The following is a 12,165-nucleotide window of genomic DNA, read 5'->3' as shown; positions in this document are numbered from 1 at the left end:
TCGGCGCCGTTAGCTGGCGGCCAGTTCGTAGCCGGCTTCCTCGACTGCTTCGCGCACGTCCGCGTCGCTCACCGGTTCGGCGCTGCGCACGGTCACGGCGCCAGTCGGCAGGTCCACCCGCACGTCCGAGACCGCGCCGATCCGGCCGATCTCCTCGGTCACCGACCGAACGCAGTGGTCGCAGGTCATGCCGGTCACGGTGTAGTTGGTCTCGATCACGTCCACATCCCTTTCGGCTGGCTTCCCGTCGGCTCCTCGCCGATGCGCTATTTATACCCTAGGGGGGTACTGTAGTCAACGCGCGGGATGTCCCACACGTCACTTCCGTTTCTCCCGTGTGCACAGCGATTCGCGACCGGGTGGCGTCGGGTACCCACTGCAGACCTGGCGCGACGGTTCGGGAAGTTCATGGTGACGCGAAATGGAATGCGGTTGTCGGCACGCGGGAATCAGCCTGGCGAAGGCCACTCGGGACCTTCCCGAGGCCGAGCTGCGCGGAGACGCCGACGTCCTGGATGTCACCGAGGACAGCAGGTGGGTGCGGCAGGGCGCGCTGTTCTGCGCCGTGCCCGGAGCACACGAGGACGGGCACGCCTTCGCGGATGAGGCGGTGGCGGCGGGAGCCAGCGCGCTGCTGGTGAGGCGGTTCGTCGACGTGCCGGTGCCCCAGGTGCGGGTTCCCGCCGTGCGGCCGGTGGTGGGGCCGGTGGCCGCCGCGGTGCACGGGAATCCGGCGGATGCGCTGGCGGTCGCCGCCGTGACCGGCACGAACGGCAAGACCACCACGGTGCATCTGATCGAGGCGGCGCTCGCCGCCGCCGGCTACCGCACCGGCCTGGTGTCCACGGTGGAGGCCCGGATTCCCGGGATGCGCTGCCCGGCGACCCTGACCACCCCGGATGCCGCCGAGCTCCAGCGGACCCTGTGCCGGATGCGCGCGGAAGGAGTCCAGGCGGCGGCGATGGAGGTGTCCTCGCACGCCATCGACCAGCACCGCATCGACCCGGTGACGGCCGAGGTCGCGGTGTTCACGAATCTCAGCCCGGAGCACCTCGATTACCACGGCACGACGGAGCAGTACTACGCGGCGAAGGCGGCGCTGTTCACCCCGGATTCCTGCCGCCGGGCGGTGATCAACATCGACGATTCGTGGGGCCGGCGGCTGGCGGCTCAGGCGCGGGTGCCGACGGTGACGGTGGGCCGCGACCGCCTGGCGGACGTGCGGGTCGACGCGGCGACCTCGACGTTCGGCGGCCTGCGGGTCGTCGTGCGGGACGGGCGCGACGAGGTGGAGCTGACCACGCCCGCCGCGGGCGGCGCGCAGGCCGCGAACCTGGCCGCCGCCTACGCCGCGGCCCGCCTGATGGGCGTGTCCCGGCGGGACGCGGCGGCCGGCATGGGCGCGGCCCCGCCGCCCGGCCGGTACCAGCGGGTGGATGCCGGCCAGCCGTTCCAGGTGGTGGTCGACTTCGCCCACACGCCGTCCGCGCTGGCGCAGCTGATCGCCACCGCGCGCCGGGCGCACCCGGCCGGGCGCGTCCACCTGGTCGTGGGGAGCGCGGGCAACCGGGACCGGTTCAACCGCCCGGACATGGGACGCGTCGCGCTGACCGCCGACACCGCGATCTTCACCGCCGACGATCCCTACGACGAGCGGCCGGGGGAGATCATCGCCCAGATGCTCACCGGCACGATCGGTCGCGGCGGCGCGGAGGTCCTGGTGCAGGAGGATCGCAGGCGGGCGATCGTCGCGGCCGTCGAGCGGGCCGAGCCCGGTGACGTCGTGCTGATCGCCGGGCGAGGCCACGAGCGCTACCAAACCGTCAACGGAATCCGCTTTCCCTTCAACGACGTCGCCGTCGCCGAAGCCGCGCTCGCTGGCCGGGCTCCGCGCGTGAGCCGCCGCGGCGCCTAGGTGCAGGAGGCCACCACGTTGGTGACGCCTGCTCGGAGTAGCGAGGCGGGTGGTTGGCCGTGGCCCGCGAGATTCCCATCTCGGCGGCGACATGCGATCGGGCGGGTCTTGCAGCGTTCGACGAGCCGCCGTCGGCCTTCAGTGGACAGTGGGGCGCTGGCGTGTGTCGATCTCACATTAGTTAGTAGTTAGTAGTTAGTAAGTAGTAACTTATCGACATGGTTGAACGGATGAGCGGGGCCGAGCGTCGGGCTCAGGTGTTGGCGATCGCCGCGAAGGAGTTCGCCGCGCACGGGTTGCACGGCGCGTCGACCGAGGCGATCGCTAGGGACGCCGGGATCACGCAGGCGTACATCTTCCGGATGTTCCGGACGAAGAAAGCACTGTTCTTAGAGCTGGTCCGCGCAGCATTCGACCGCCTGAGCGATGGAATGCGAGGCGCAGCCGAAGGCAAGACCGGGCTGGCGGCGCTCTCGGCGATGGGTACCCAGTACTTCGATCTGCTTGCCGACCGCACGGGGCTGCTGCTGCAGCTCCAGGGTTTCGCCGCGTGCGGCGACCAGGAGGTTCGTGACGTGGTGCGGTCGTGTTTCGCCCGACTGTGGGATACGGCTGAGGGAGGCACGAGTCTCGAGCCGGTAACGGTGAAATCGTTCCTCGCGTTCGGAATGCTCTTGAACGCCGGAGCCGCACTGGACGTCGAGCATGTCGACGGGGCGTGGGCTGAGGGCGTTCGCACCCGGATTCAAGCCGGGTTGTTCGAGCACATCACAACCGAGGCGAACCGATGAGAGCCCGGCTGAACAACCGCAGCGCCGTCCCCGACCAGCAGGCCCGCCGTCTCGGTGTCGCCCTGGTATGCACGGCCCTGTCGGCCGCCGTGATCGGAAGCGTCGGAGCACCGCTCATCACCGCGGTCGCGACCGGGATGCACGTGTCCCTCGACGCCGCGCAATGGACCCTGACGGTCACCCTGTTCACCGGTGCGATCGCCGGCCCAGTTCTCGGCAGGCTCGGCAGCGGGCCCTACCGGCGTGCCACGATCCTGGCCACCCTTGCCCTCGTCACGCTCGGCGGAGCATTGACGGTGCTCCCGTTGCCTTTCGAGGCGCTGCTGATCGGACGCGGATTGCAGGGGCTCGGCGTGGCCGTCGTAGCGCTGCTGATGAGCGTCGCCCGCACCCACCTGCCCCCGGAACGGTCCGCATCGACGATCGCCGCGTTGTCGGTCGCATCGACCGTGGGGATCGGTGTTGGCTACCCCGTGATCAGCCTGCTCAACCAACTCGCGGGGCTCCGCGCCGCCTACTGGCTCGGCTTCGTGCTGTCCGCCGCCGCGCTTGTCATCGCGTGGCGTGCACTTCCCGTCGAGGCCCCGGGACCACGACCCCGGATCGACGTGATCGGGGCCCTTCTGCTCGGGGCCGGCACGCTCGGCGTCCTCCTGGTCATAGCAGAGCCCGCCCTGTGGGCCGACCCGTTGGCCGGGACGGGAGTCCTCGCCGCTGCCGCCGTGATCCTCGCCGCTTGGGTGACCATCGAACTCCGGGCAGCCGCGCCGCTGGTCAACCTGCGGTTGCTCGGCCAGGGCCCCGTCTTCCGCGCGAACCTCGCAATGCTCATCGCCGGAATCGGCATGTACCTGCTGTTCAGCCTGCTCACCCGCTACGTGCAGACCCCGGAAGATGCCCACTACGGATTCGCTCTCCCGGGCGTCGCGGCAGGTGCCGCCCTGATCCCGTTCTCCCTTCTCGGCTTCGTCGCAGGCAAGATCATGCCCGGCCTGGCCGACCGCATCGCGCAACGATGGACCTACGCGATCTCCGTCGCCGCTGTCATCGCCGCCGCAGCACTCTTCGCCGCCGCCACGGGCTCGCTCGTCGCCGTCCTGACCGCAATGGCCATCCTCGGCTTCGGAGTCGGAGGCGTCTCCGCGGTCATGCCCAAACTCGTACTCGTCGACGTGCCCCACGCCGAAACCGCCAGCGTGCTCTCCATCAACCAGATCGTCCGCAGCATCGGCTTCAGCATGGGCAGCGCCCTCGCCGGCTTCCTCCTCGCCGCAGCAACCCCCACCGAAACCCTGCTCCCCGCACTGGACGGCTACATCTTTGCCGCACTTTGGGCGCTACCCCCACTCGCAGCAAGCGCACTCATCGTCGCCGGCAAACAACGCACCAACCGCCCCGCTCCCACGGCATCAACGTCCTGACCCACAACACCTAGGTGGCGTCTAGCGCTTCTGGCTCGGTAGCGCTTGAGGAGGGCGGTGATCTTCGCGTGGTCAGCGGCGCCGGTCAGCTCGTTCAGCAGGTTGTCCGGGCACAGCTCGTAGTGGTCGCCCCACCAGCGGCGCCCCTTGTCGTCCCAGATCCGGTGACCGCCCGGCACGCCCCTCGCCACGTACCTCCTCCTGCTCACTGCGGGCTCCGGCATGCGTCAACGTGCATGGGGATGCTGTCCTCGACGGCCATGTATACCCCCCTAAGGTATTGGCAGGGGCGCGATCTCCCGGAGGCGGATGGTGGCGCCTCGGGTGGATGTGATCATCGCGCCGACCGGGTTGCAAGCTATACCCCCGTAGGGTATACAGATCTCGCCAAGGGGCGGGAGCCGCTCGCCGGGCATCATCTTCAAGGGGAATGCGCATCATGGCTGATCACCCGGAAACCCACGACCACCACGGGCACGCGGATCACGGGCACGCTCATCACCGAGCACTCGAAGGACGTGCGCTGACCCGGTCCGCGATCTCGGCCACCCTGCACTGCCTGACCGGCTGCGCGATCGGCGAGGTGCTCGGCATGGTCATCGGCACCGCGCTGGGCCTGTCGAACGTGGCGACGATCGTGCTGGCCGTGGTGCTGGCGTTCCTGTTCGGCTACAGCCTGACGATCCTGCCCGTGCTGCGCTCGGGCCTGGCCTTCGGCGCCGCGCTCGGAGTCGCGCTCGCGGCCGACACGCTGTCCATCACCGTGATGGAGATCGTGGACAACCTGATCATGGTGGTCATCCCCGGCGCGATGGACGCGGGGCTCACCAGCCCGCTGTTCTGGGGCTCCCTGGTGGTCGCCCTGGCGATCGCATTCGTGCTGACGGTGCCGGTCAACCGGGTGCTGATCGCCCGCGGCAAGGGGCACGCGGTCGTGCACGAGTACCACCACTGATCGCGGCGGCCTGTCAGGGCAATTGGGCCGGTCGGGTGCCGAGGATGAAGAAATCCGCGCTGACGGGACGGGCGTATCCCGGGAGGAGCCGGTCGTGGCGCGTGCCGCACTGGAATCCGCCCGCGGCGAGCAGCGCCCGCGCGCGGTCCGCCGTCAGGCCCGCCCAGTGCGGCGTCGCGTGGCCGATCTGCGCGTAATCGCGCAGGAGTAGCCAGGGGAAGCGATGGTCGGCTCCGGGGCGCAGCGATGCGACGAGCCGGCGGAAGTCGTGCCGCCAGGTGTGCCAGAGCCCGTCGGCGAGCAGCAGGCCGCCGCCGGGGTTGATGATCCCGCGCCAGGCCCGCAGCGCGGCGACCGGATCGGGCAGCGTCCACAGGACGTAGCGCGAGGTCACGAGGTCGAACTTGGCGTCCAGCGTCGCGACGTCGTGGGCGCCGCAGGCGACGGTCCGCACCGCGATGCCTCGGCGTCGTGCCTTGGCACGGGCGTAGTGGAGCATCGTGCTGGAGGCGTCGACCGCGGTGACGTTGTGCCCGAGTTCGGCCAGCAGCGTCGAGAGGAATCCGGTTCCGGTGCCGACGTCGAGCACTTCGAGAGGCCTGTCGCGCCGGCCGAACATCTCGCCGAGGATCTTCTCGCAGGTCGCGCGCCACGCATCGCGTTTGTCCTGCGTGTAGGCCTGGTAGAAGCGGTCGTACGCCGGGGCCCGGCGATCCCAGTTGTCGCGGACCGCGCCGATCGCCGCTCGACGGTTGTTGCTCACCGGGACCGCCCTTCGGATCAGCGTTGTCTCGTGTCCGGAGTGTAGTTGCCAAGGGTTTGCAACAGCGGTTCGTCAGGTTCCTCCGCCTGTCGACGCCGCGCCGCAGCTCGCGCCGGGGAGGAGATCGCGCGCTATCGCCGTTCGCGGCCGGGTGAGCAGCTCGTGGGTGGCGGCGTGCTCGACGCGGCGGCCCGCTTCGAGCACGTGGATCTCGTCGGCGATGCCGGCGATCGCGGGCAGGTCGTGGCTGATCAGCACCAATCCGACGGCGGTGGTGCGGGCGGCTTCGGCGAGCAGGTCGAGCAGCTCCGCCTGGTTGATCAGGTCCTGGCCCGAGGTGATCTCGTCGCAGATCAACGCGGCGGGCCGGGCGAGCAGTGCCCGCGCCAGCGCCGCCCGCTGCAACTGCCCGCCGGACAGGGCCCCGGGCCGCCGAGCGGCCTGCGACGAGGTGAGCCCGAGCGCTTCGAGCATGCTCTCCGCCTCGGCCCGGGCCTGCTCGCCGCCGAGGCCGCGAGCGAATCGCGCGGTCCTGGCGATCTGGGCGGCGACGGGCCGGAACTCGTCGAAGGACGCCTGCGAGTTCTGGTGGACGTACTGCACCTGCGTCCGCTGCCGCCGGTCGCGGCGCTGGATGTCGGCGGCCAGCGGGACGCCGTCCAGCAGCACCTGCCCGGTGTCGGGCCGGGTCAACCCGGCGAGGCAGCGCGCGAGGGTGGTCTTGCCCGCCCCGGAGCGACCCACGATCGCGACGCACCGACCGGACGGCACGTGGAGGTCCACGTCGTCCAGCAACCGCTTGCCGTTCGCCGTCTTCCCGAGCCCGCGCGCGTGCAGCCCGGACGCCGGATCCGCGGCATGCGGAGTTCGGGGTTCGGTCGGCAGGCGGGGTTCCGCCGCGAGCAGGCTTCGGGTGTAGGCGTGGGCCGGCTCCTGCGGCAGCCGGCTCGCCGGGCCCCGCTCGACGATCCGCCCGTCCAGCAGGACGACGATCTCGTCGGCGAGCCGGCGGGCGAGCGTAAGGTCGTGGGTGAGCAGCACGGCGGCGGTGCCGCGGCCCGCGAGCCGGGTCAGCGCGGCGACGGTCTCGGACTTGGTGATGGCGTCCAGCCCGGTGGCCGGTTCGTCCAGGACGAGGACCTCGGGCCGGCCGATGAGCGCCTGGGCCAGGGCGACCCGTTGCTGCTGTCCGCCGGAGAGCTGGTGCGGGTAGCGGCGGAGGAACTGGGTCGGATCCAGCTGCGCGGCTTCCAGCGCTTCGGCGACCGCCGTCGCGCTCGCCTCGCGCGTGCCGTGCCGAACGGCGGCCAGCTCGTCCAGCACGCTGCCGATCCTGCGCACCGGGTTGAGCACTCCGGCGGGATGCTGCGGCAGGTAGCCGATCACGGTCGCGCGGGTCGCCCGGCGCCGCGCGGTGGGCAGCCCGAGCAGATCCGTCCCGCGCAGGTCGACCCGCCCGGCCAGCGCGATCCCGGCGTGGTGCTCGCCCTGCAACGCCAGCCCCAAGGTCGTCTTCCCGGCACCGGATTCGCCGATCACGACGGTGATCTCGCCGGGCCGGATGTCGAGGTCGATGCCGGTCAGCAGCCGGTGTTCGCCCGAGAGCGCTTGCAGCCCCTGCGCGCGGAGGATCGGTGTGCTCATCGGGTTGCGACCTCGTTCCGGCGCAGGAGCGCCTGATCGACCAGCAGATTGGTGCCCATGCAAAGCGACACCAGCAACAACGCCGGGACCAGTACGGCGAACGGTTGGAGGAAAAGGGCTTCCTTGTTGCGTTCGACCAGCACCGCCCAGTCGCTCGCGGACGGCGCCAGTCCGAGCCCCAGGAAGTTCGCCGACGCCAGCAGGTAGAGCACGAGGCTCAACCGGGTTCCGGCGTCGACGAGCACCGGCCCCAGCACGGCGCGCCCGAGGTAGCCGAGGTGGATCCGCCACCAGGGCTCGCCCTGCATCGTCATCGCCTCGACCGCCGCCCGGCAGCCGGGAGCCAGCGCGGCGCTGCGGACGATGCGCACCACGGCGGGGAGTTGCAGCACGGCGATGGCCACGATCAAGGTCGATACGCTGCGCCATCCGGCGGCGGCCAGCACCAGGAGCACGAGCAGGCCCGGCAGTGCGAGCACGAAGTCCAGAACGCGCAGCAGGAAGCCGTCGGCCCAGCGGCTGCGACGCCCGGCGACGAGCAGCGCCAGCGGCACGCCGAGCAGGTAGGCCAACACTAGCGACAGGCCGGTGAGCGCGACGATCGAGGCGCCGCCGCTGAGCGCGAGTGCGAGCACGTCCCGGCCGAGAACATCGGTTCCCAGCGGGAATTCGGGGCCGGGCGGCCGCAACGGCCCGGCGGCGGAGCGCACCGGACCGGCCAGTAGCGGCCCGATCAGCGCGACGAGCACCGGAACGCCCAGCAGCGCCGATCCGATGATGACGGCCAGGCCCAGGAATCGACGCGGACTCACGCGACCACCTCGCGTTGCGGGACGAGCCGCCGGGCGACGACGTCGGCGAACAGGTTGAGCGCGATCGTGGTGCCCGCGAACACCAGCGCATATCCCTGGACGGCGGGCAGATCGCGGGCCATGACCGCGCCGACGAACCCGGAACCCATTCCTGGCAAGGCGAAAACGGCCTCGACGACCACCACGCCGCCGAGCAGCCCGTCGACGGCCTGCGCGAGCTGCTGCACCGCGGGGCCGAGCGCATTGGGCAGCACGTGCCGGAGCACGACGGTGCGTTCGGTCAGGCCGTGCAGCCGCACGTGCATGGCGTACTCGGCGTTGTCGGCCTCCACGACCCCGATGCGGACCTGGCGCGCCAAGGCGCACAACTGCTTGCTCACCAGAACGCCCACCGGCAGGACGAGCACCGCGGGTTGCGCGGCGAGCGCCCAGCCCGACGCTCCGGCCGCGGTGGCCGGTAGCCAGCCGAGCTGGAGGGCGAACAGGGCGATGAGCAGGAGGGCGAGCGCGAACTCCGGGACCGAGTTGAGCGTGACGACCGCGCCGTTCAGCCCGCGATCGAGCAACGAACCCGGTCGCAAGCCGGTGCCGATGCCGACCGCCAGCGCCAGCGGGATCACCACCGCGAGCGCGAGCAGCGCCAACAGCGCCGTCGTGGCGAATCCCCGGGCGATCTGGTCGGAGACGGCGGTACCGGTCAGCAACGACGTGCCCAGATCGCCCTGCAGCACACCGGAAAGCCAGTCGGCGAAGCGCTCCCAGAGCGGCCGGTCCAGCCCCAGCCGCTCGCGGAGCGCGGCGACCTGCTCGTCGGTGGCGTGCTCGCCGAGGACGACGACGGCGGTGTCGCCGGGCAGGATCGACGTCAGGGCGAAGACGGTGACCGCCACCGCCGCGAGTTGCAGCGCGGCGATCACCAGCCGCCGAAACAGGAATCTCCCCATCAGCCAAGCGAGGCCCGGTCGAACCGCGCCCAGTCCAAGGAGTTGGGCGGGGCGGCCCGGATCCCGGACAGCGCGCCGCTGGCGGCGACATTCCAGTCGCTGAACCCCCACACCAGCAGGCCGCTGTTGTCCCTGGCGAGGCGCTGGGCGTCGGCGAGCAGCCGCGCCCGCTCCGCCTCGTCCGGAGTGCTCATCGCCTGCGAGAAGAGCGCATCGAACTCCGGCGACCGGTATCCGGTGTAGTTGTTGCTGCCCGCGTCGCCTCGCATGCGCTGCGCCATGAAGGTCGTCAACGGCAGGGGAGCGGTCCTGGTGTGGGCGGCGACGCCGGCGGTCTTGATGTCGGAGAAGTACGTCTCCGACGGCCTGACCCGCGGCGTGGCGCGCAGCCCGATCTCGCCCAGCTGCTCGCCGAGCAGCGTCGCCGCCGACTCGAAGTAGGGATCGGCGGCGCTGGTGAGCAGCTCGAACTCCAGCCCCTCCGCCCCGGCCTCCCGTAGCAGCGATCGGGCGAGGCCGAGATCCCGTTCGCGCTGCGGCAGGTCCTGCGGGTAGTACTTCAAACCCTTGCCGAACAGGTCGTTGCCGACCAGGCCGCGCCCGCTGAGCGCGACGTCGAGCAGCGTTCGGCGGTCCACACCGGACGCGATCGCCCGCACCAGCCGGGGATCGTGGAACGGCGCGCGATCGACCTTGAGCGCGACGGCCTGCATGGTGCCGCCGGGCGCGGCGAGCACCTCCGTCCGGTCGTCGTGCTGCAGCAGGCTCGCGGAGTTCGCGCTGATGTCGTGGGCGTAGTGCACCTGGCCTGACATCAGCGCGGCGACGCGGGCGCTTTCGTCGTTGATGGGAATGAATTCCAGCTCTGCGGGATTCGGGGCACCTTCCCAGTAGCCGTCGAACCGGGCGAACACGGCGGGCCTGCCGGGCTGGAACGAGGCGAACCGGAACGGGCCGGAACCGACCGGCGCGGCGAAATCCGTGGTTCCGGCCGGAACGATCTCGGTGGCGGGCGCGCCCCACGCCGAGGGGAATTCGAAGTTCGGCGCCCGCAGCACGAGTTCCAGCTCGCCGGCCGAACGCGCGCGGCTGGCGGTGAAGTCGACGGCGGCGAACTGCCACCGCGCCGGCGATGCCGTGGCGGGGTCGGCGATGCGGCGGTAGCTGTAGAGGACGTCGTCGGCGGTGACCGGCCGGTTGTCGTGGAACCGGGCGCTGCGTAACCGGATCAGCCACCGCTTTCCGGTCGCGTCGGGTTCCCACGACTCGGCCAGGCGCGGCACGACGCTCATGTCGTCGGCGTAGCCGACCAGCGTGTCGAACAGTGCTTTCGCCCGCGCCTGGTCGACGAACAGCGAGCTGGTGTGCGGGTCGAGCGATTCCTTCGCGCCCGACGTCGGGAACGCCACCCGCAGCCGTCCGTTCGAGCCGCCCGCGCCGCCGCAGGCGGTGAGCGAAGCGACCGCGAGCGCTCCCAACGCCCCCTTGAGCAGCTTCCGTCGATTGACGCCGGTCACCTTCGCGTCTCCTTCCCCTGATCCCGCGCCGGTTCGCCGGCGCGGTCGAGCAGTCCTCGTCGTTCCAGCAGGGCGGCACCGGCCCCGCCGAGCAGTCCCACTACAAGCAGGGCCAACCACGGCACCCACCGGATCGGCGCCTCGCCTGCGACGTCGAGCAGCGCGCCGACGACCCAGCTCACCGCCGCCGCGACCAGGCTCGACACCAGGTAGTAGAAGCCGTAGTACGTGCCCGCCAACCGCTCGCTGCCGACGATCGGCAGCAGTTCCATCGCGAACGGATTGGTGATCGCCATGCCGATGGTGAACACGACGGTCGTCAGCAGCACCGGAACGCACGCGAGCGCGACCACGCCCCAGCCCGGCTCACCCGCCGCGGGCGCGTCGAGCAGCGGGCTGCTCAGCAGCAAGGGCAGGAAGGACGCGCCCATGCACGCCAGCCCGATCGACACCGATCGCCCCGCGCTCCACCGCCGCCGGCACCACTGCGTGATCCGGACCTGCAACGCGATTCCGACGACGGTCGACACGACGAAGACGGCGGCCACGGCCTCGGTGAGCCCGGACACCCGCTGCGCCTCCAGCGGCAGCATCAGGTAGAGCTGGTTGTAGAGCCCGAAGTACGCCGACAGCGCCAAGGTGAACATCAGGAAGCGCCGGTTGGCGAAGACCTCGCGCCAGCTCCCGAGCACGCTGTGCTGCTGCGGCCCGTGTTCGCGCCGCGGCAGCACGACGATCTGGGCGAGCGTCAACACCGCGAAGGCGACGCACGCCACCAGCGCGATCAGCCGGAAGTCGAGGGCGAGCAACGCGGCGCCCAGCAACGGCCCGACGAGAGTGCCGGCGTGCGCGAAGACGTTGAACACGGCGAACGCCTCCGCGCGCCGATCCCCGGCCTCGTGCATGAGGTAGGTGCGCACGGCGGGGTTGAACAGGGCGCCCGCCAAGCCGGTGAGCACCGCGGCGGCGACCAGCCCGGGCAACGACGTGAACACGCCGAAGAGCCCGAAGGAAACCACCCGCAACGCGCATCCAGCGATGATCATCGGGCGGCACCCGAGCCGGTCCGAGGCGGTTCCGCCGACCAGGAACATGCCCTGCTGGCTGAGGTTTCGGATGCCGAGGACCAGCCCGATCATCGCCGCGCCGTACCCGAGGCCGGTCATGTGGGCGGCGAGGAACGGCAGCAGCATGTAGAAGCCGACGTTGATGCCGAACTGGTTGATCACCAGCAGCCGCGCGGCGGGCGACAGCCGCCGGAATCCGTCCAGGGTCATCGCTCGCCCTCCTCGGACACCGGGCAACCGGAGCCGTCGGCGCCGCGGTTGCGACACGGATCGACGACGCGGCGCGTCTTCATCCAGCCGGCGGATCCCGAGTCCACTTCGGACGGTTCGGTGGCC

Annotated in this window: 11 protein-coding genes and 1 pseudogene; 4 read left to right on the top strand and 8 right to left on the bottom strand. The window is 71.0% G+C overall.

Annotation, left to right across the window (positions count from 1 at the left end; translation table 11 throughout):
• Positions 1-9 precede the first annotated feature (9 nt).
• On the bottom strand, positions 10-219 hold the full coding sequence (locus AB0I53_RS03695; protein WP_358595859.1) for a heavy-metal-associated domain-containing protein: 210 nt from the start codon (positions 217-219) through the stop codon (positions 10-12).
• Between the two features lie 202 nt (positions 220-421).
• On the opposite strand from AB0I53_RS03695, the gene AB0I53_RS03690 reads away from it, so the two are divergent.
• Entirely contained in the window at positions 422-1,915 is a 1,494-nt protein-coding gene (locus AB0I53_RS03690; RefSeq protein WP_358595856.1) for a UDP-N-acetylmuramoyl-L-alanyl-D-glutamate--2,6-diaminopimelate ligase, read from the top strand.
• Between the two features lie 52 nt (positions 1,916-1,967).
• On the opposite strand, the pseudogene AB0I53_RS03685 reads toward AB0I53_RS03690, so the two are convergent.
• Positions 1,968-2,091 (bottom strand): annotated as a pseudogene (locus AB0I53_RS03685) (IS481 family transposase); the annotation flags it as partial.
• A 42-nt stretch (positions 2,092-2,133) separates the two neighbouring features.
• Between AB0I53_RS03685 and AB0I53_RS03680 the strand changes: the two are divergent.
• From AB0I53_RS03680 to AB0I53_RS03670, 3 genes are all read left to right on the top strand, one after another.
• Entirely contained in the window at positions 2,134-2,706 is a 573-nt protein-coding gene (locus tag AB0I53_RS03680; RefSeq protein ID WP_358595853.1) for a helix-turn-helix domain-containing protein, read from the top strand.
• Entirely contained in the window at positions 2,703-4,127 is a 1,425-nt protein-coding gene (locus tag AB0I53_RS03675) for an MFS transporter (protein ID WP_358595850.1), read from the top strand. The genes AB0I53_RS03680 and AB0I53_RS03675 overlap by 4 nt, the downstream gene beginning before the upstream one ends.
• A gap of 439 nt (positions 4,128-4,566) precedes the next feature.
• Positions 4,567-5,082 carry a DUF4396 domain-containing protein gene (locus tag AB0I53_RS03670; protein WP_358595847.1) on the top strand — a complete coding sequence of 172 codons (516 nt, stop codon included), beginning with the start codon at positions 4,567-4,569 and terminating at the stop codon, positions 5,080-5,082.
• A gap of 13 nt (positions 5,083-5,095) precedes the next feature.
• Here AB0I53_RS03670 and AB0I53_RS03665 read toward each other — a convergent pair whose 3' ends face one another.
• The 6 genes from AB0I53_RS03665 to AB0I53_RS03640 all read right to left on the bottom strand — a co-directional run bounded on the left by AB0I53_RS03665 (position 5,096) and on the right by AB0I53_RS03640 (position 12,039).
• On the bottom strand, positions 5,096-5,845 hold the full coding sequence (locus AB0I53_RS03665; RefSeq protein WP_358595845.1) for a class I SAM-dependent methyltransferase: 750 nt from the start codon (positions 5,843-5,845) through the stop codon (positions 5,096-5,098).
• Between the two features lie 72 nt (positions 5,846-5,917).
• Positions 5,918-7,489 carry an ATP-binding cassette domain-containing protein gene (locus tag AB0I53_RS03660; RefSeq protein WP_358595842.1) on the bottom strand — a complete coding sequence of 524 codons (1,572 nt, stop codon included), beginning with the start codon at positions 7,487-7,489 and terminating at the stop codon, positions 5,918-5,920.
• On the bottom strand, positions 7,486-8,301 hold the full coding sequence (locus AB0I53_RS03655; protein WP_358595839.1) for an ABC transporter permease subunit: 816 nt from the start codon (positions 8,299-8,301) through the stop codon (positions 7,486-7,488). Before AB0I53_RS03655 ends, AB0I53_RS03660 begins: the two co-directional genes overlap by 4 nt.
• Positions 8,298-9,245, bottom strand: a complete 948-nt coding sequence (locus tag AB0I53_RS03650) for an ABC transporter permease (RefSeq protein ID WP_358595836.1) — start codon at positions 9,243-9,245, stop codon at positions 8,298-8,300. Before AB0I53_RS03650 ends, AB0I53_RS03655 begins: the two co-directional genes overlap by 4 nt.
• The gene (locus tag AB0I53_RS03645) at positions 9,245-10,762 is read right to left on the bottom strand and encodes an ABC transporter substrate-binding protein (RefSeq protein WP_358595833.1); all 1,518 of its coding nucleotides are present in this window, start codon (positions 10,760-10,762) and stop codon (positions 9,245-9,247) included. Before AB0I53_RS03645 ends, AB0I53_RS03650 begins: the two co-directional genes overlap by 1 nt.
• Positions 10,759-12,039, bottom strand: coding sequence for an MFS transporter (locus AB0I53_RS03640; protein ID WP_358595830.1), 1,281 nt, complete (start codon positions 12,037-12,039; stop codon positions 10,759-10,761). Before AB0I53_RS03640 ends, AB0I53_RS03645 begins: the two co-directional genes overlap by 4 nt.
• Between the last annotated feature and the right edge of the window lie 126 nt (positions 12,040-12,165).

It is taken from the genome of Saccharopolyspora sp. NPDC050389 (assembly GCF_040655595.1).
Lineage (GTDB): Bacteria > Actinomycetota > Actinomycetes > Mycobacteriales > Pseudonocardiaceae > Saccharopolyspora.
This window is presented reverse-complemented; position numbering and strand designations above follow the sequence as displayed.

Bases quoted from the DNA above. Each gene is read 5' to 3' on its own strand.
- AB0I53_RS03680 (WP_358595853.1), top strand. From the start codon at position 2,134: ATGGTTGAACGGATGAGCGGGGCCGAGCGTCGGGCTCAGGTGTTGGCG.
- AB0I53_RS03650 (WP_358595836.1), bottom strand. From the start codon at position 9,245: ATGGGGAGATTCCTGTTTCGGCGGCTGGTGATCGCCGCGCTGCAACTC.
- AB0I53_RS03640 (WP_358595830.1), bottom strand. From the start codon at position 12,039: ATGACCCTGGACGGATTCCGGCGGCTGTCGCCCGCCGCGCGGCTGCTG.
- AB0I53_RS03675 (WP_358595850.1), top strand. From the start codon at position 2,703: ATGAGAGCCCGGCTGAACAACCGCAGCGCCGTCCCCGACCAGCAGGCC.
- AB0I53_RS03660 (WP_358595842.1), bottom strand. From the start codon at position 7,489: ATGAGCACACCGATCCTCCGCGCGCAGGGGCTGCAAGCGCTCTCGGGC.
- AB0I53_RS03670 (WP_358595847.1), top strand. From the start codon at position 4,567: ATGGCTGATCACCCGGAAACCCACGACCACCACGGGCACGCGGATCAC.
- AB0I53_RS03690 (WP_358595856.1), top strand. From the start codon at position 422: ATGGAATGCGGTTGTCGGCACGCGGGAATCAGCCTGGCGAAGGCCACT.